The sequence below is a fragment of the Rhodococcus sp. MH15 genome (genome assembly GCF_019266045.1).
GTDB lineage: Bacteria > Actinomycetota > Actinomycetes > Mycobacteriales > Mycobacteriaceae > Rhodococcus_F > Rhodococcus_F qingshengii.
Window position 1 is genome coordinate 1 of sequence record NZ_LPNP01000051.1, and the last position, 19312, is coordinate 19312.

Below are 19312 nucleotides of genomic sequence, written 5' to 3' on the forward strand. Positions count from 1 at the left end.
AACCTTCGGGGCCGTAGTTCCGGGCTGCGCCCGGAACCGGAAGGGCGCGGGCGGCAAGCCGCCCTGATGACGAAAGTCCTACGCGCTGCGCGCCGGACTCGTGGCTGCTTTTCGTTGTGGCAAAAAAGATTCCAAGAAAACGTGCGCACAAAAAACGTGCGCACGTTTTTGGTTGCGTCACAATCGAAAGTGGTGGTGCCATCCTTAACCGATCGGAACGGCACCACCAAATCGTTATCTTCCGGTTCGAGTGCTCGCTGTTACCGCAGCCGTGCGCAGTTGATCCCAGAGCGCCGGATTCATTCCGAAGTCGAGTGCGCGCTCGAACAACTGCCCGAAGGAATGAGCCGGATCGAGAGTGCGCCCCACGATGAGGGCCTCGCGAGAAAGCGCCGCATGACGCGCCACCCAATGAAATATCGCGCCAATGATGATCACCGGACCGGCAAGGTCGGCGGGCAGTAGTGCCCCTACTTGCCGCAACATCTCAGCGGCGGCATCGGCGTTCTTGTCCGTCACATGTACAAACAACAGATCACGGACAGTCACATCGTGCATCGCGGCCGCGATAAGCGCTGCATGCTCGTCCGTGACGACGATTCCCCCGTCATTCTTCGCAGGACCGATATACGGCGCTAATCTACTGGTGAACGCGAGTTCGGCTGCCCCGTGTGGATCCATGGCCGCCAATTTCACTCGCTCCTGATCGAAACCCTGCGCGACCGTTGCGGCGCGCTCTGCGCCGAACTGAGCCGGTTCGAAAGCTGCGCGCATCTGCGCACGAGTCTGCAGCGTGGCCACGCCGAGTGACTGCGCCTCCAACACAATCGGATGCAACCGCAAATCCATCTGGTCACCCGCCTGCAACGCGAGCGATCCGACGCCGTGCCACCGGCGAACGACCCCCTCGGTGAAGACGTACACCGGTGTAACCGCATCCGGTCGGAACTGCTCGAACACCTCACCCACAGCATCGCCACGCTCCACCGGCCCGAACACCACTACCAGCATTTCTCGGCACTGGGCGAACGGAGTGGCGCCCTCCAGACTCGCCAGAACTCGCCCCGACTCGACATCAGTCAGCTTGATCATCGCAACCGGCATCGGGTCAAGATCGAGAGCGATCACAACCACCTCATCGACAGGAATATGACCGCCGAGCGCAACAGCACCGGCAACGCAATCGGACGGCGAAGACAAACGAAAAGTACTCACAGGTAACCCCTTTGGGTCGTGGGGGTGCGCTGGTGAGGCGCACCGGACTAGGACAACACCGATGACACTGCCACATGCCACCGACAAAAAGAGCCATGAACGGCGGTGAAATGCCGCCTGCCCTCGCCGTGCCGGGGGCACAGCGAGACGTGAAGAAAGGGCCTGGTCGCGCTTGCGTAACCAGGCCCTTTCTTCACGGTCGTGGTGGCCGGCGACCCTCGGGTGCGGCGCCGGCTTCGCTATATCGCAGTGACGGTCTCTGCTGTCATGTGATGCAATCCGCCGTGATTTCGATCGAGCGAACCCGGGGAGCGCGATTGCGACTTTCCCCGCATTCCCCACCTCGCAAGGCTGCGAAACCGCCGCCCACCGTGCGCCCGCGGTACCTTGTCGGAACCGTCACAGGCGGCAGGTCCGGGGTCCATCGATCAACGTGCCTTGACATCCTCCTCGCCCTCGCGGGCGGAGATTCCCGGGTAGCTCAGGGTACCGAGGTGGTTGGTGCGGCACGCAGGCGTGACTGATGCACCCTATCCCCCGACATGCCCTCGGGTTGGTGATCGATGATGAAGGCGCGATCACGGATGTTGATCGCGGCATTGGTGTCCGCATGATGTTCGAAACCGCAACCCTGGCACCGGAAAACCGCTTGGCTGTCGCGATTGTCCGGGCAGGTGTGTCCGCAGTTCGAGCACTGCTGGGAGGTGTACGCGGCCGAGACCACGATGACAGACATCTTGTGGTCGAGACGTTGCGCGAACTTCCCCCAGCACGAGGAGAGGATCGCGTGGTTCAGACCGGACTTCGCACGCCCACCGTTCGGCAAGAAAGCTCCTGGTCGGTCGGGGTCGGGTTTCGGCTTCGCTCGGCGGGTCATGTTTGCGATCGCCAACTTCTCCACCGCCGCCGCGCAATACGCGGATGCAAGTGCGGTGGTCGTTTGTTCGATCCAGTCACCGCGCCGATCGGCCAACCGCAACCGCAACCTGCCCAACTTCGCTTTCGTCCGTTCTCGGTTCGCGGAACCCTTCTGCTGGCGGGCCAGGCGCTGCTGCAACGCAAGGAACCGGGTCTGCTCCCCGGCAGTGAGACCCGGAGCATGGAACATACGGCCATCGCTGGTGGCGACAGAGTTCGCGACACCACGATCGATCCCAACCACTGCTGTTGTGTCCGGTATCTTGCGGACTGCTGGCGGGGTCGTCAGGCTCACCGTCCATCGCCCATTCGTCACGGCGACCCGCGCCGACGTGGCCGCGCAGATGTCTGTCCAGGCCCGGGAGATGCGGAATCGCACCCACCCGGCCTTCGGCACCAGGATCTCGCCCCACTTCCGGTTGACTCGTCGCGCCGCCAGATCACGAACTACGAACCCTTGCCTGGTATTCGAGCGTTTCTTGAACGTCGGATACCAGGCGCGCCGGGCGAAGAAGTTGGTGAATGCTCGATCGAGATCGCGTAACGCGCCCTGCTGCACCACTGTGGAACCCGCTCGCAACCAGTCGAATTCACGTCGAGCTTCGGTCAGGTCAGCGGCCTGCGACACGTAGTTGATCTTCTGCCGGAAATGCCGCCGGGACTGCGTCCACCACGAACGCTGCTCCAACCCGAGGTTGTAGACGAGGCGAGCGTGATCGCAATGCATCACCAACGCGTCGAGCTGCGCACCCTCAACCGGGTACACGCGCTGAACGATGCTCATAACCGAGATACTGGCACGCATCACCGACAACAAGCCCGACATGCACTCGCTGAGCTCACCCTCACTGGCGACGTCTTCGCTCGCAACCTGATCAACCGAGCTGTGTGAAATCGTCAACCCGCCAACTCAAAAATTTTCGGTAGAGGGTGGATGGTCGGTCCGCCCACACTTCACTAGGACACCGATCATTCTACTGCCTGACCTGCCGATATAGGGAAAACTGTCGATGAAAGTGCCCCTGACCCTCACGGTGCCGGGGGCAGCGGGAGGGTCAGGGGCACTTGGCGGTAGGTTGTGTTCCGAACCCGCACTTTCGGCCCTCGGCCGGCATGTGTGTGTTGAAGTGGATGAGCGTATTGAAACGGCAGTAGTACAGAGGATGAGGGTCCCCACCGATGACGCAGCAAGAGCCGTGGCGCAGGATCTCCGACCCTGTTGAGTTGCCGGCCTTTGGCGGTGCCGCCGACCTGCGAGTGCTTGATGCAGAGATCTTCGAATGCGTCCTTCGTGACCACCTGATTCCTCGATCCTCGGAGCGAAAGTACAACGCGCACTGGCGGAACTTCTGGAATGTGCTGGCTTTCGATGATGAGTTGGCGGATCGGGCGACGGCCATCCTCGAAGACTTCGTGGATCAAGCCAAAGCAGCTGTCGATGCAGGAGAGTTGGATGACAAACAGCAAGGCCGCGCCAGGAAATTCATCGACAAATCAGTCATGGCGCTGGACCGAATCGACAAGGCAGAGGATGCGCCTCTGGCCTGGATAGGTGGGCGGGCCGCGCAGTTCAACCCGCGATCACGCGAGGTCATAGAAGAGCTCGTTCAAGCCATCGCGGAACACCGCAAGACGTTGGACAACGAAAAACTCTGGCGAGTACTCAGGCGCGTGGGTCTGGACCCAGACGCACGCTGATCTCTCAGTGGTTGCGGCTTTCACCACGGTGGTGGCTTTTCCAATACGTCGGTATCGCGACGGTGGGTCGTGTCAGCGCAAATCCGCGGTGACAGCGAGCTGCGAAAGATCCACTACTGGACCGTCTTCAGCCCAGACCTGAGTCCTACCGACTGGCAGGATCTCGCGAGAAGGCAAGACACACCACGGTTCGACACGTGAGAGCACCTCATGAACGAGAACAGTGGCGTGGAACCGTGTCGGCACGGTAGTGACGTCGAGCAACTCACCTCGCCGCCGCAGATCGGCCGTGGATCGAGCAGTGCCGTTACTGATCACCACTTGCCGAAGCGGAAGACCGTGTAATGCGAGTACTCCAACGACGTGCGGTTCGAGCCAACCTTGTTCGCGCCATGCGGGAAGGATCTCTCGCCCCTTGGGCAGAGAGATTTTGACGATCGCTTCACTCGCATAATCAGCAGCCTGTTGTGATCGTTCCTGCGTATCGGCAGGAGGGCGGCACAACTGCAGAAGTCGGGTGTGCGGAATCGCCGCATTCTGGCGATTACTGCCCGCTATCCATCGCTGGACGGTGCGAACACTGACGCCGACGGCATGTGCGACGGCAGCCGTATCGATGTGGCCGGTGGGTGTACGCCCGTAGCAGGTCCCCAACATTGCTTCGAGGCGCTTGCGCGTCCACCGAGGTGCCGCAGGTGCCATCACGGGCGATCGATTGCCATCTCGTCGATGCGTTCGAATTCCCAGCCGGCGACATACTGCTCGTCGGCATGGTTCGTCATCCACTTGGACACGCCTTCATCGCCGTTCTGCTCGAACGCAGACCACATTGCTTCGACATCGGCAGGGGTGAGTTCGAGTTGGATCTGGCGGTCCCGCTTGTAGGTCTTGCCGGCGGCGCTCGGACCTTGATGACCACGTATGCGAAGGTGACCACCCCGATTTGCGAGTGCCTTGCCCTTCGACGTCGCTCGAAAAGATGCCAGCGCAGCTTTGCGTCCGCGCTGTGTCGTGGCCGCTTGCCGTGACTTCTTTGCGAGTTTCTGCAACGTGTCTGCTTTGGGCTTGCCGATCCGTTGATGTCCTTCTGTTGCTACCCACCGCTGAACCGTACGTTGTGTTACCCCAAGATCTTTGGCGGCATCTGCAGTGTTGAGGCCGCCTCTCTTGTTGAGTCCGTACGCAGCGAGCAATAGTCCTCGAACGTCCGGAGCTGCGCGCCCTAGTGACACCGAGGCGCCGCTTCGTCCAGTGAGGGCACCGAAGATTTTCGACCGGCGGCCAGGATCTTTGTTCGTGTTTTTACGTGCCATCACTGATCACCGCCAACGGTGTAGTCCGCGGAGTTCCAGTCCAAATGGAGTTGGTCTTTTCCTCGGTAACCCTTACCTGTCAAGAACTCGACCTGGTCGGCGAGCAAGGCCGAGCCTTCCCATTTGTACTGTCCGAACCCGCGACCTAACGTCTCTTGCTCTCCCGGCCAGGATGCAATCGGGTCAGGATTGTCGGAGACGTACAGAACGGTGTCGTTCGAGATGGCAACTGGCCACCGGTCACTGGCCCTGCCGATCTTCACCACTCGGCGGAGGATGTTCGCCCGGGCCTTTGCGATGATGTGATGGCGCCGTTCCGGAGCATAGCCAGCCCGACCCTTCATGAAATCGCTACTGCCAAGCATGCCCAGAGTGCGCGTGTACACAACCTTGAGTTGATCGCGGGCGAGCTGAGCATCAGGATCATCGAGGTCCAACGCCGTGCGCGCATCGCGGATCCGCTTGTACCAAGGATCGAGAACTCTCCCGTGTTCGTTCCACACATACGCCTCGAAAACTTCCGGCTCATATCCGAGTTCGAGCGCGTACTGCATGGTCGGCGTTGTCACCCATTTGGGCTCATTGATCGAAAGCCCCCTCGGATTCAAAGGATTCGGGTACCGCCAGTCCGAGGATTCCGGAATCTCGATCTTCCAGTACCCAGGCAGAGACTTGTCGAATATGGCCCCGCTCTCGTGATGTTGCGGATCTCCAATGCCGAGTTCGAGACTGGCGATGCCCGCGGCGTGGGATCCGCCTCGATCGTATGCATGGATGAAGAGGTTTCGGCTCTCATCCGCCGTCAGCGGCCGTGACCAGTCGATATCAGTTTCGGTGTTACTCATCTGAGACGGCGGAACCGGTTGTGAGGGAGCGAAAACGGTGTCTCGTTCTCGTGAACGAGTGCTGATCATGAGATCGAATCCGGTGGTGGACGCAGACATTGCCCACGGAAACTTCAATGCATCTGCGAATGTCGCCAACCGTGACGCCAGGACTACGGGTGGCGGGTCATCAGCGAGGATCGGCATGTCCAATTCGTCCTGGCCCATGGCGGAGATGAACGCTACCCAGACACCTCGTTCGTCGCCATGCCATACCCGCGTCCACGTACCCAGACGATCACCGAACTTTCCACCCAGCGACCAGCCTTCCTCCAAAGCCTCAGTGACGAAAGGGAGTCCTGCAGTCAGCGCACGCATTTCTTCAGCGCGCTTGCGTGGATCGTCCCCGAGGGCGCCCGTCTCGATCCCGAACTGACGTGCCATGGCATCGGTGACCCAGATCTGTCCTGGTTCGCTCCATCGCTCGTTGACTGCGGTACCAAAATTCTGTGCTCGGATGACCTCTGCGATGTGTCCGACATGGAAGATCGGCCCAGGATCGACTACCTCCCCGCTCGGTAGCCATAGTCCATCTACGTCGAGCACGCCCGCTGGCCCGGCGTAGTGCCGCCGATCTGCGGCACGATTGGTCGTCGTCCGGTGTCGTCCTACTGCGGGACTTTCGGTGACCTCCGCCGAAGCCCCTCCTCCGCTTCTGTCGGAAGGTAGGGAGTTAGCGGACAATGGCGACACGTTTTTCACCGCGTCGTCGCTATCTGGGGATGAAACACGCAACGCTGCACGAGTTTTGGACGTGCTGTCGATCCAGCACTCGATGTGCATCGGGCGCTTTTCGAATGCGAAGGGCGAGGCGAGTCCACACATTGAGCACGGTGCTGCGGGGTAGATCGGTTCAGCGACCGCTCTGTAGCCTTCCGCGTCGTCATAGCTTGTCACCGGCTCCTCCTCGGGAACAGCAGATACGCTCAAGTTTTGTGTGTGATCGAGCACGGAGGACTGTAGGTCATGGCCCCGACTGGATTTCGCTGTGGCCGAAACGTGCGAAAGACGGTGTATCTGCCAAGGGTAGGGTGTGGGACTTTCGTCTATAGGTTCGCCACCGCTGCCGGGATTGATTGTGTTATCCGACCCTGAAGGACCTGTGTCATCTGAATCTGACGGGCGTGTTCCGTGGGATTCGTCATCGCCATCGCCGAGCACCTTCCACAACCTCAACGCGGTCAATCGCTGACGTCGATCTTCACAATGGATAGTGCGCTGGACCGTGTACCGAGGCGTTTTACCCGCGCGTTCTTCGCCGATCAGAATTCCTTCGTCATACAGGGCGCGCAGCGCCGTGCCTCTGTCGATCTGCGGAGCATCCGACATCGATTGTGCTGCTGCCTTGAGAACTTGCTCGAGAGCAGTCGATTCCACGAGCAACTGGGCTTCCCCATCGCGTGGCGTCGGATCGGTGAGCACGTAACCGAGGCGGATTCCGCGCGCATCTTCGCGATATTTCTTCACGTCTTGGAATTCGCCAACGAGCGTCCGTCGCCATCCCAACCTGTTAGCGAGGGGAAACGCGGGAGCCTCGCCGGTCCGAACATCGTCGACGTACGCCAATCCGGTACGTAGGGCATGGGCAATCAGCTCGCGAACCCGGGCGCCAGTGCGAGAAGGCAAATCAGGATCAGCGGCCGCGGTGATCGCGTCGCGGAGCCCGAGATGGACCACCTCGAGGTTCTGATCTACTTCCTGTTCTGTCAACGCGCCCACGTCGAGTAGGAAACGGGTCATAGCGACCCAACCTCCCCAGATCGCGCCGACGGCTTCGGCTTGGCGCACACTCTCTCCACTCGAGCGCAGAGACTCGGCATAGTGTGCAGCGGCTTGAGATGCTAATTCGCGAATCTCTTCCAAATGACCAGCCAGATACTGTAGGAAGCTGGCCATCAGCAATGCGCGGCCATGCCGACTTTCGTCGCGGTCGAGAGCGATGAGGTGATCTAACTCGATCTCATCAGCCTGCAGCGGCACGGCAAGCATGCGCTGGGCTCCCGATCCGGGACGAGGCATCACTTCGGATGTGACGACAGCCGACGCCCGAGGAGGTGTGCCATCGAGAATGCCTAAACCATCACGAGTGGCACGCGATCGCGATTCTCCGTTATGCACCATGCGCGCGAATTCCTCAAGAGACTTCTGAGCTGCACCCCAATCCCGAGTCGGAGCCACGTCATCAGCCCAATAGAGAGCATCCTTCGCCGAATTCAGTTTGATCCGCAAGGCATTGAGTGTGTCGCCATTGCCCGACATCGACGACGCCGGACGTCGCCGATCCCACAACTCCCCCCAATGATGCATCGCGATGGACGTCAAAGACGTCTTGTACGAGCCAGGGGAACCTACGATCAACAACACCCACGGATTCGGGCCGAGAGCTGATCGGTAGACGTGCCCGAGCAACGTCGCCGACACACGCGAGGGAAACTGAGTCAACATCGATCCCGAATGGGCCAAAAACGCCTCTCGGATCCGCTCCGCATCTCGAATGGGTGCTGGCAGGTCGTAACGAGCCAAAGGCCCACTCAGCAGTACCGGAGCCACACGTGCCCCCTCCCCACTGATTGCACCCCCGGCGTGAACAAAGAACCACTCGCCTTCCGCGGTTCGTCGCCATCCCGTGGATCTGAACCGAACGGTTCGTGTGATCGTCCCACCAGCGACTTTGAGCGCATCGCGCAGCTTTGCTATTCCGGACGGACGTGAGTCGTAAGCAGGAGGACCAGGCAACGATTCGACCCAACCACAGTCGCGGTAATCGAGCGCAGCGATGCGCAGCCGCATGAACTCCCCGGTGTCGGGATGCGTGTAACCGATTATCACCGCCGAAAGCTGTTTAGGCGCAGGAGGATTCGCCTCCTTCTGGCCCACAATCCCCTCTCGCCCCATAAGCTTGGGCAAATCGATATCGAACGACTCGTCCTGAGCCTCCAGGTATTCCATTTCGACGATGCGCGCATCCAAACCCAAAACGAGTTTGGCGCTCTCTTCACCATCTTTGGTCGTCGTGATCTCCACCAACTGCATATCGACGATCCGATACGTCGGCGCCGAAATCGCCGAACCGCGCTGAACGGTGGATCCGCCAGGCGCGGCCGACACGCCGGTTTCGAGGACAAGCGCAGATCGAGATTCCGAACCAGCGGCCTCCTCTTGAGTTGCCGCTACTTCGTTGTGAAGATCCGGATCCTGCAACAACGGAGGGATCGGAATCTGAGCGATTTCATGCGCCCCACGCGCCGCATTGCGTGCCAGACGCCACGCGGCCACTGCCTCGTCAGCCGCCTGCCCTGCCCATTCACTACCTGCCGTTGCAGCTTGGAGCCGGCAACGATCAACAGCTTCACTCAATATTTCGAATCGAAGTTCCGATTCCAGGGCCCAACGCTTGGCACGCTTGAACGGCAGCTGTGAATCTCGTGCATCAGAGATCGAGGCGACGTGAGCATCAGCCTCAGCTGCGGCCTTTTCGACAAGTAGGTGCTTCCCGCGCACCGCACCCGCGTATGCGTGGGCCGCCACCTCGCCTGCAGTGACGGGGACGAATCCACCGAATTCGTCGTCGCCGCTCCACTTGCCTGCCAGTACGTGATCAGTGAAATCGCTCTTCGGCTCGAGGGTTGCCGGCAACAGCAGTTGTACATGCGCCCCCACTCCCCCGAGCATGGAAGCGAGATCGATTCCGCGGTCCCATCCCGCGTCGTCACGATCGAGCACCACCCGAACAGTGGCATTTTCGAAAACCGCAGCGCACTCCGCAGGAAAGCTACGGCCACCCTGCGCATTCGTCGTCGCGACGAGACCGATCTGCTCGGCGGTCTCGACATCTTTCTCACCTTCGACCAACCACACCGGGGTACCGGCGGAAATAGCAGCGAGGAGCTGAGGGGTCCGGTAGAGGACCGACTGAAAATCGCGGGGCTTCTGCTTGACTCGACGACCCGACGCAGAGACGAACACCTGCCGAAACTGCTTGTGCCGGCCGAGCTCGCAGTTGGTGCACTCCTCTCTGACAACCTCCTGGACGAGGGAACCCTCGGCGTCTACGTAGGGGTATGTCGCGACAGGCACCCACGCGTGCTCGATCTCAGGGCTTGCAGCTTTGGTCAGAAGCGTTTTCGGAAGCGCTCCCAGCTTGCCGCGGCGTCGGCCAGCGGTGCGCTGTTGTGTCGATCGACCAGTTAACGGGGTGGCTGAACTACGGGGAGGAAGAGGTTCGTCGAAGAGATCTCCCGTGGACATCCCCAATGCATCCGCAATGTCCTGGGCACTTGCCCCACAGCCATGGCATTTCAGAAGTACTTTTCCACCTGCGCCGTCATCGGTCCATGTCACCGAAAGCGAGGCATTCCCGTCATCGTGAACGGGGCATCGAGCTGAAAGCTGCGTGGAGCTACGCACCTTCATGCCACCCGCGGACTCGAGAAGTCCGCGAATGTTCTCCATCGACCACATATGGCCGCGGTGCGCGGGCGAGGTCATCATCGGTCACCGACGGGTGCGTATGTCATACACGACACTGCCTTCAAAGGTGGTGCCCCCCCGCTGGGGTGAGCTACCATGAAGACGCACCGCTCCTTTCCTGAATCGAGCGGATGAATAATTCGAGAAAAGCCCCCCTCCTGCCGCCAAGCACGGGGGGTTTTTCGCTGTTTAGGTCGAGGTCATGTCCCCACCATTCGCAATTGTTGGGGTCGAGATCGACGTTCGACCGCAGCGACCAATCGATCAATCTGGTCGCTGCTGGACGTGTACTGACGTGGGTCGAGGCGATGCAGCGACTCCGGGTCAAGCTGAACGATGATGTAATCGGGCACGTCGAAGCCATGAACGAGCGCAAGGACCAGTACTGCGTAGTCGCCGGACGGGAGACCGACCTCCCGAGCGCGCTGCTCGTAGACGTTGTGTTGACATTCAGGCGCCCGGGTTGCAATGAACCCGCGCGGCCCCTTGTGTGGACGTGCCATAGCGCAACCTTAGATCCAATTCGTATCTGATAGCGATTACTCGGATTCGTGGGTGTGTCGCTCGCCGGCACGGTACTCACCATGATTTCACTTCCACCTTCCCTCGATCGGAGAACTCCCCCCTCTAAAGAGAGGAGGTCCCCTTCGCCCCCTTCTGTGACAGATAGGCCGAAAAAACTTTTCGCTCAGTCTGCGCACGACACATGACATCTCTGCACGCTCGGTCTCAAAGGAAGCTCACACATAGTCGAATCCCCCCACACACTCATCTACGCGCGAACAAACACGAAAATGTGTGGGGAGCATGGGGAGCGAAGGAAAAAGCCTGTTCAGGGCCTACAAAATGCTCCCCACCAGTGTGGGGAGCATAGTGGGGAGGATAGTGGGGAGCAGAGTGAAAGACGCACCGAACTGGTTCCCCGGCGATATCGAGGAAACCTTGTGAATGGGACTAGTTCGCCCGCGTCCCGAGCTGAAGCTGCAATGCGACAGCCACCACAACACTTCGAGACGGTGCACCGAACTCCGCGACCTTCTCGTCAAGCCAGTCACGTTGAGCCTTGGTGAACCGGAGCTGAACCTGGATCCCCCCGCGAATCTGAGGGGATTTGCGGCGCTTGGGCAAGGAGCTTCCGGCAGATTTATTCGCCGCCCCTTGCTGGAGAATCTCGCCGACGTGGCCGATATGCTCGTCGAGCGCGGCCTCTGCAACGTCGGCGTAGGTTCCGCCGATCCGGCCCTTTTCAGCCTTGAGCGCAGTCAAGGTTGCACTGTCGATGTAGATCGGCATGTTCTCGACTGCATCCGCAGCATCCGCAGCATCCGCAGCATCCACTGAGCCGTCTGTCGCCGACTCCGCAGGCTTCGGCGCTGCCGCGGATGCTGCCGGGGCGCTCGGAGCCGCTACAGCTTCTCGGGGTTGCGTTGGCGCGCTCGTCGTGACCGGATCCGGCGCGTCGTTCTCTCGCTGAGCTGCAGGGCTTCGCGGCTCCGGGGTCTGCACGGCTGGGCGAACAGGTGCAGCAGCGGAGGGGCGTGGTGCACGTGAAGGCGGAAGGAAACTCGCAAGCCCCGCTCCCCTTCTGCCTGGGCCGCTGGGAGCGGAGAACGCATCTTCGAGGCTTTCGCGTGCAACCTTGCGTGAACTCATGACACTGCCTCGACTTCCTGATTGATCTCGGTCAGTTTGCCGATGATTTCCATCGTGAGCTTTTCGTAGTCCTCGGCAAGCCCAGTTGCATTGCGCGCCAGGAAATCTTCTTCAGGCTTAGTTCCCGCTCGGAGTGCCTTGAGTCGACCCTTCTGCGCGGCAGCAGCTTGAGTTTCCAGCTCGTGGGCGAGGATGCCGTGTCGGCGCAGGTCGAAGCCAGCCGTCTCGAGGTAGCGGATGTAGGTATTGAAGACGGGAGCCGATTCCCCGATGATTTCGTAGACAGAGTCCCGAACTGCGTCTTCGAGTCGCGAGGACCGGGAACCGATGCCGAATAGGACGACGCCGGCGAGACGAAGGTCAGGATTGACGCGCCGAGCTCGTTTGAAACGCTTCGCAATGCGTGTGAGGCCGTCGAGGCTGCCCTCATCTGCGCGCGTGGGAATTACCACGCCCTGGCAGCACGCAAGCACGGCGTCGAGGATCATGACGTCCCCCGGAGGGGTGTCGAACAAGATCAGATCGTAGTCAGACGCGATACCAGAAAGTGACCGAAACAGCAGGTCACCGAGGGTTTCGGGTTCCCCGTCGTCGTCGCCGTGTGACCTGTTTGCGCGTGAAAACATCAGGCCCTGGATATCGGCGAGAGTGGGCCCTCCCGGAACTACGTCGAGACCTGGTCGGACGTCTTTGAGTAGCGGCGGCTCAGTGCCGGTGATGAGGGCGTTGAGCAGGTCCTGACCGTCGGCGACGTCGTATCCGAGGTCGCGGGCGAGATTTCCCTGAGGGTCGAGGTCGAGGATGAGGACTCGCCAACCACCCGCGGCTGCCAGTCCGCCACAATTGGCGCTCAATGAGGTTTTCCCTACCCCACCTTTGCCGTTGGCGAAGGCGATGGTGTTGGGGATCTGCTTGCTGATTGCAGTTTCGGAAACGGCTGCTGCGATGTTCTGGGCCATTTGGTCACTCCGACGTTGGTGAGGTTTCGGATAAAGAATGTCTGCCGATTTTCACGCCGCACATCGCGTAGGACATCGCGTGTGATTGATGGCGGTAATTATCGTGTGTGTTCACGCTGTAGCACATACAGGAATTGCTGCAAGTACTCGCGCCGCAATACATGCGTGATTCGCTGCGTGCATACAGGTAGTGAATCACGGGGGAAAACGACTTGCAAGTCCTACGTGAAAACATGCAGGTAAACACGGTGGAAATCACGCCAGAAACCATGCGTGAATGATGGCGTGAATGTATGCGTGTGTTGCCGTAGGAACTCACGCCGGAAAAAGCGGAGGAGATAACACCACAAGGGAGGATGGAAAGCACAGGAGATATGACGCCGGAAGCTGTGACGGAAGTGTCGCCACAAGACAGGATGGAAAGTGCAGGAGAAATCTCAGCGGAACTGCCGGAGGAACGCCCACGTGAAATCACGGCGGAATGCCAGCCAGAAGCCCTGCGGGAAAATATGCCGGAAACGGCGGTAGTCGCCACGCCTCAAAGGACAGTGGAAGCCGCAGGGGAACGCAAGCCATATCCGATGGTGGAGAAGGCAGGAGCGCCAACAGTGGAACCCGAAGTAGAAGGCACAACAGTACGCATGACGGAACCTGTACCGGAAGTGACGGCGGATGAAGGGGGAGAAAACCGGAGGACTCGCTGTCGCCGACTCGACGCAATTCGGGCCAAATCACCCCAGACATGGTCGCGCGGGGCAAAAACTCCGTCCACATCGAGACGAATTGAACGGCATACTGGATGACGGAACCCGCACCATAAACCGTGGTATAAAACGGTTTGACCTGCGAATACGGGTCAGTTGGTGAGTGGGGAGAAAGTCTGACGAGGTACCCGGCGAGGATCTCCAGACGGCCCGCGTTCGTGTCGCTGACTGCTGATCCGATTGTTGAGGCCGACCTCGGTCGTCGTATGCAAAGCGTGGAGAAGATCCGAGGTCCGCACGAGTGGTTGCAACTCCACGACGAGGTCGACGAGCGTGTCCTCGAGTAGTTCTTCGGCAGCTCGATAGAGCTTCCACAGTTGGGATAGTTCCCACGCCAGAAGTAGGGGACTGGCGAAGAAGAAACCGGCACACATCTTTCTGATCCTGAGGACTTGAGGATTGCTGAATTGGCCGGCGACGCGGGGGTCGCCCCAGCGTGCGAAGTACGAGCTGGCTGCACAGTCCACGGCGGTCAGATCCAGCAGTGTGGCGATGTCTTCCCAGTGGCCTGATCCCAGGCCGTACCGGGCCTCCTGCAGGGCCAGCCCGAGTGCACGCTGACACGTCATCGTGTACTCCGACAGGGCGAGGCGGTATCCCTCCAGATCGCGCAGATCGGCGACGGTTCGGAATTCTTGACATCCTCCGGTGAATTCGGTGGCAACCAGCAGGGCTTCGGTGCCGTCCCAGCGGAACTTGGATTGTTTGTACACCTGTCGATGCCACGCCAGATCATCGATCCAGTGCGCAGGTTCCATGCGCGTCGAACCTAGCGGCAGGGGCATGCCGTCCATGATCGCAGCAATACGAGCCGCTGTCACGAGGAGTGCAGGCGGACATCGGGCGGGGGTCGATGAGCGGTCGGATTGCCGACATTTGGTCCTTGGTGGCCAACTGGTGAACGGTAGTAGCCGAGTTATCGAGTTACGAAAGGTCACTGTTCGTCCGTAGATGAACGACTGGTGGATCGATGGTGGATCAATGGTGGGTATGCGGTGGCTCGGCGGGGTGGGATCCGCGCGCCGCGATTGGGGTCTCGATTGGGCGTGCGTCGGCATGTTCTCGGCGTCCGGGACCAACAAATGTCAGGGTCGACGTTTCGTCGACTCGTGAACAGGCGTCATCTCGGCTCCGACCGGGCCGGGAGCTGAGACCGACCGACTTGGGACTGAAGTCCCTTTCTGTGCCAATTCGTTTGCGGTTGTATAAGTTTCAACAACATTCTGAGGCGTCCAGTCGCCGCTATGTCGGGTCATCGACGGGCTGAATTCCGGCGACAGGGCCTCAATCGACGCCCTATCGGAGTATGTGTGACGGATGTTACACAGGCAGTGGAAACCCCGTTCTACCACCGAATTGCGGGTTGTTTGCGTTTCCGTACGAACCGCGCCGTTTATTTGCCCCTGTCAGATAACTGCAGGTCAGATTAGGGTTCTTGCGATGGTTTACCCGCTTTGCCGCGTTCTTCCTATTTTGAGCGGGTAACTGACGTGTTCGTGGTGTATCTACCCGCCGCTATACCTAGTCGTGTGGCACAAGGTCAGGGCCACGCGCCACACGGCCGAAGCGATAGGCGGATACAGATGATTGTGCATTCAGGAGACGTTCACATGTCTCAGCGGCAACCTGAGCGTCTTTCTGTGCGCGCCTACGGAATCAGTCGCGGGGGAGTGCGATGAGCTCTCCACGGGCCACTGAGCCGACACTCTCACAAGGGCTCCCCGGGATGCGTCGCCGCCACGAATCCCTCGAAGCCGATTTCGCTACACCGGCGGGCGTTGCGAGCACACCCTCACCAACTCCGGACGACGACGACCTCAACGATCCCGTCGTGTCCTCGAATGTCCACCTGCCCACTGCAATTGCGGCGCAGTTGGCCCAAGCTCGAACGGAACGTCGTCTGACCAACGGCGAATTCATCATCTGGGCGATCGAAGCGACACTCGATGGCCTCAACGAGTTCATCCATCCTGGCGGCGTAGTCGGTGGACGACTCTTCAAAGCCAGGGGAGTGGGATCGACATCGCCGGCAAAAGTCCCCACCACGCCGGTGGCCTATTCCCTTCGCGCCTCCGACTTCGACGTGCTCGACGAACTGAAGAAGTCCTTCGCCGCCCGATCTCGAAGTCAACTCATCAGTGCGGCACTGACCGCGCACTTCCAGCATGAGACCGAAAAGGACTGAAACCCATGGTTTTCGAAAAACTCCGCACGACAGCAAAGTCCAAAGCCATCGGGGAAGACGTCGATCCGGACAACCCGACCACTCGACGCGGTTCAGACTTCACCGCAACGTCGAGAACGAAAGTTCGGCGCCGCCCGATCTTCCTCGCAGCAGGCATCGCATTGGTCGTCGTCTTCGTCATCGGAGCTGTCGCCCTGGTCAACGGAATGCGTCAAGTGACGAATGTACTGGTGGTCTCGCATGACATCGCCCAAGGCCAGCAGATCACCTCGCAAGACCTCACCACCAAACAGGTGAACGCTGACGCTGGAATCGCCTCCGTCGCAGTGGAAGACAAAGCCTCCGTCGTCGGCCAGGCAGCGGCCGTGCCGATCCCCAGCGGCACCGTTCTGAACCCCAACGCAGTGACCACAGCTGTCATCCCCGGCAAAGGGCTGACCCTCGTGGGTGTCACCGTGAGCTACGCGAAACTACCCGCCGAGCCGCTCCGGGCCGGCGACCAGGTCCGCATCGTCGACACGCCCCGCGACCAGGATGATTCCCCAGTTCAGGGCCCGATAACCAGCAAAGCCCAGGTCGTTTCGACCAGGTTGATTCCGGAAACGTCGGAAACCACCGTCGACGTTCTGGTACAGGCGGACGAAGCCTCCTGGGTATCGGCGCGAGCAGCGACACGGCGCGTTGCCATCGTGCTCGACACCAGAGAGAAGTAGTTCGATGTTCGTCGTACTCGCGTCGGCAACCGGCGCTCCTGGCGTCTCGACAACCGCCCTTGGGCTTGCATTAAGTTGCGAGAGCGGCGGCGTTCTCTATGTCGAAGCCGATCCCGTCGGTGGATCGCCCTTGCACAGCGGCTATTTCAAGTCCTCCCGAGAATCCGCACTCGCTCGCGGCCGCCGATCACTGATCAACCTGGTTGAACCCGCACGACATGGACAGATCGGGCAAGCATTCGGCGCCCAGACACTGAATATTCCAGAGACCAATGTCTGGGCAGTGCCAGGTCTGAGAACGGCATCTCAAGCAGATTCGATGACCTCCACGTGGGGACCGCTCGGTGCGCACCTTCGCGCGATCGATCGGAATGGAGCGACAATCATCGTCGACGCCGGCCGAATCGGACATCGTTCGGGACCACATGACCTGATGGTGCAATCCGACCTGATCCTGGTAGTCACGCGCACGAGCGCAACAGCTCTCGGGTCGCTCAAGGGCGTACTGGACCAGCTGCGCGGCCAGCTCCGAGCGATTCGGTCACCCGCTGCACTCGGGCTCGTGATGATCGACGACAAGTACTACGGAGCCGCCGAGATCGCAAAGTCGTTCGGTGTCGATGTCGCCTTCACTCTCCCCGATTCCCCGAAACACGCGAAAATTTTCTCAGAAGGTCACCAGCTCACCAAGTTCCAGAGAACCCAGTCCCGATACCTGCGGAATCTCGAAGGTGCATGGCCGAAGATGCAGACCTACGTCGAAGAACATCGGCCCGAATGGGTGAATCCGTCTCGGAATCAAACACTCCCGAGCAACCTGTCAACCCGTGAAGCCCTTGGAGAGTCGTCATGACAGACCGCAACGAACAAGACCCGGCACGCGTTCCACTCTGGTTGGTACTGAACGAGGTCGACGAAGCCGACGCCTTGACGATCGACCAGCACTCGGCCCCACCGGTTGCGCCAGGGTCCCACGAAAACGCTGAGGCTCACCCACTCGGCGCGTCAAGCCCCCATCCCCAGCATCGTAGTAACAGTGCCGCGGCCAACCTCCTCAGCGCCGCAGGTCACGGCAATGCCGCCCCTGTCTCGGCCGAGCAACCCTGGCATGCTCCTCCCATCCCGAAGAACACTGCGAAGCCGATCGATTCCGCAATGAATGCTGTTGCGTACCGGCGTCTGGTGCGCAAGCTCGTCGACGAAGCCTCACAAGAGCTCACGTCAATCGTCTCCGAGCGAAAAGCAGACGTCGCCTCCGAGGACGCCCCCGACAGCCTCCTTCCGTACACCAAAGACGAAGAGCAGGCCAAGGGTCGCGACATCATCGCTGACAAGGTCAAACGCCACATAGCCGTCGGAATCGAAAGGGGCTCCGGCGCAATCGATCCAGGCGAAGAGGCGCAACTCGCACAGGACGTCTACAACACCATTTTCGGGCTCGGCCCCCTTCAGGTCCTCGTCGACGACCCGAGCATCGAAAACATTCTCCTCACAGGCACCAGCGTGCTGGTCATGTATCCGGACGGGCGTATCCAGAAGCGCCCCAACATCTTCGACTCCGACGAAGAACTCATCGACTGGTTGATCAACCTCGGTCAACGCGCTGAAGGCGGGGGACGCACATTCGCAGTCAACAATCCGCATCTGCGACTGAACCTTCCCGGCAACATCCGCCTCTCCGCGATGGCATGGACCGTGCCTGAACCTCACGTCGCGATCCGCCTGCACCGGCTCAAAGACATCACACTCGACACCCTCGTCGGATACAAAGTCATGCCCGACCTCCTCTCCCAACTGCTCACCGCGATGGTTATCGGCGGAGCATCCATCGTCACGTCAGGACCCATGGGTTCGGGTAAGACAACGCTGACCAGAGCGCTCGCGAACGCCTTGCCGGTCGAAACTCGAATCGGAACAGCCGAAACCGAACGAGAACTGTTCCTCCACGACATGCCCGGCCGTAAAGGTTTCGTCGTGCCGGCCGAGGTGATCAACGGCGGTGGGGAACGAGACTCGACGACAAACGAATTCAAAGGCGGCACAGACCTGTCCGCCATTCTCTACGCGTTCGTGCGCATGCACCTCGAACGAGTAATCGTCGGTGAGGTAGCAGGCAAAGAGATCATCGCGATGTTCAAAGCGATGCAGATGGCCAAAGGCTCTCTCTCCACCACCCACGCAGACGACGCAAAAGGCGCGATCAACCGCCTGGTCACCGTGGCCCTCGAAGCAGGCGTCACCGAACGTTATGCCATCCGACAGGTCGCCGCCCACATCAACCTGATCATCCAGCTCGATACGTCCTACTCCGTCAACGACGCCGGTGAACGCGTCCATACCCGCTACATCAGTGAGGTCATTTGGATCGAGCCGGGGGAGGAGGGCATGCCGGCAGTATCCACGGTCTATCAAGGCCGCCCCGGCGGCACCGGAGAATACGGAACCCTGCCCCCCAAACTTCGCCGCAAAGTCATCGAAGGTGGGTTCCCCGAACACCTGATCCCGCTCCACTCACTGGAATTCGAGGAAGGACACTAACC

Annotated in this window: 14 protein-coding genes; 5 read left to right on the top strand and 9 right to left on the bottom strand. The window is 60.2% G+C overall.

All coding sequences use genetic code 11. The annotated features are described in order from the left end of the window. Positions 1-234: 234 nt before the first annotated feature. Together ATN37_RS01680 and ATN37_RS01685 are read right to left on the bottom strand one after the other, a co-directional pair. The gene (locus tag ATN37_RS01680; protein ID WP_021334443.1) at positions 235-1215 is read right to left on the bottom strand and encodes a DUF4192 family protein; all 981 of its coding nucleotides are present in this window, start codon (positions 1213-1215) and stop codon (positions 235-237) included. A gap of 481 nt (positions 1216-1696) precedes the next feature. Next, on the bottom strand, positions 1697-2917 hold the full coding sequence (locus ATN37_RS01685) for an RNA-guided endonuclease TnpB family protein (RefSeq protein WP_167548985.1): 1221 nt from the start codon (positions 2915-2917) through the stop codon (positions 1697-1699). Between the two features lie 395 nt (positions 2918-3312). On the opposite strand from ATN37_RS01685, the gene ATN37_RS01690 reads away from it, so the two are divergent. Beyond that, a complete protein-coding gene (locus ATN37_RS01690; protein ID WP_021334445.1) occupies positions 3313-3831 on the top strand; it encodes a hypothetical protein in 519 nt (172 codons plus the stop codon). Between the two features lie 72 nt (positions 3832-3903). Here ATN37_RS01690 and ATN37_RS01695 read toward each other — a convergent pair whose 3' ends face one another. The 7 genes from ATN37_RS01695 to ATN37_RS01725 all read right to left on the bottom strand — a co-directional run bounded on the left by ATN37_RS01695 (position 3904) and on the right by ATN37_RS01725 (position 14659). Further along, positions 3904-4533: a hypothetical protein gene (locus tag ATN37_RS01695; RefSeq protein WP_021334446.1), complete on the bottom strand. Its 630-nt coding sequence runs from the start codon at positions 4531-4533 to the stop codon at positions 3904-3906. Further along, complete coding sequence (locus ATN37_RS01700; RefSeq protein WP_021334447.1) at positions 4533-5144, bottom strand: terminal protein; 612 nt, start codon at positions 5142-5144, stop codon at positions 4533-4535. Before ATN37_RS01700 ends, ATN37_RS01695 begins: the two co-directional genes overlap by 1 nt. Continuing rightward, a complete protein-coding gene (locus ATN37_RS01705; protein ID WP_243580763.1) occupies positions 5144-10276 on the bottom strand; it encodes a telomere-binding protein in 5133 nt (1710 codons plus the stop codon). Before ATN37_RS01705 ends, ATN37_RS01700 begins: the two co-directional genes overlap by 1 nt. 422 nt (positions 10277-10698) lie before the next feature. Further along, positions 10699-11001: a hypothetical protein gene (locus tag ATN37_RS01710; protein ID WP_021334449.1), complete on the bottom strand. Its 303-nt coding sequence runs from the start codon at positions 10999-11001 to the stop codon at positions 10699-10701. A 451-nt stretch (positions 11002-11452) separates the two neighbouring features. Then, positions 11453-12151: a hypothetical protein gene (locus ATN37_RS01715; protein ID WP_134771763.1), complete on the bottom strand. Its 699-nt coding sequence runs from the start codon at positions 12149-12151 to the stop codon at positions 11453-11455. Further along, the gene (locus tag ATN37_RS01720) at positions 12148-13110 is read right to left on the bottom strand and encodes a ParA family protein (protein WP_021334451.1); all 963 of its coding nucleotides are present in this window, start codon (positions 13108-13110) and stop codon (positions 12148-12150) included. Before ATN37_RS01720 ends, ATN37_RS01715 begins: the two co-directional genes overlap by 4 nt. Positions 13111-13966: 856 nt before the next feature. After that, positions 13967-14659 carry a hypothetical protein gene (locus ATN37_RS01725; protein ID WP_031332140.1) on the bottom strand — a complete coding sequence of 231 codons (693 nt, stop codon included), beginning with the start codon at positions 14657-14659 and terminating at the stop codon, positions 13967-13969. Between the two features lie 890 nt (positions 14660-15549). On the opposite strand from ATN37_RS01725, the gene ATN37_RS01730 reads away from it, so the two are divergent. Genes ATN37_RS01730 through ATN37_RS01745 form a run of 4 tightly spaced genes read left to right on the top strand, consistent with a single transcriptional unit; the run spans position 15550 to position 19310 of the window. Beyond that, on the top strand, positions 15550-16059 hold the full coding sequence (locus tag ATN37_RS01730) for a hypothetical protein (RefSeq protein ID WP_211919429.1): 510 nt from the start codon (positions 15550-15552) through the stop codon (positions 16057-16059). Between the two features lie 5 nt (positions 16060-16064). After that, positions 16065-16772, top strand: a complete 708-nt coding sequence (locus tag ATN37_RS01735; protein ID WP_021334456.1) for an SAF domain-containing protein — start codon at positions 16065-16067, stop codon at positions 16770-16772. Positions 16773-16776: 4 nt separating this feature from the next. Beyond that, on the top strand, positions 16777-17625 hold the full coding sequence (locus ATN37_RS01740; protein WP_021334457.1) for a hypothetical protein: 849 nt from the start codon (positions 16777-16779) through the stop codon (positions 17623-17625). Continuing rightward, the gene (locus ATN37_RS01745; RefSeq protein ID WP_211919431.1) at positions 17622-19310 is read left to right on the top strand and encodes a CpaF family protein; all 1689 of its coding nucleotides are present in this window, start codon (positions 17622-17624) and stop codon (positions 19308-19310) included. The genes ATN37_RS01740 and ATN37_RS01745 overlap by 4 nt, the downstream gene beginning before the upstream one ends. Positions 19311-19312 lie beyond the last annotated feature (2 nt).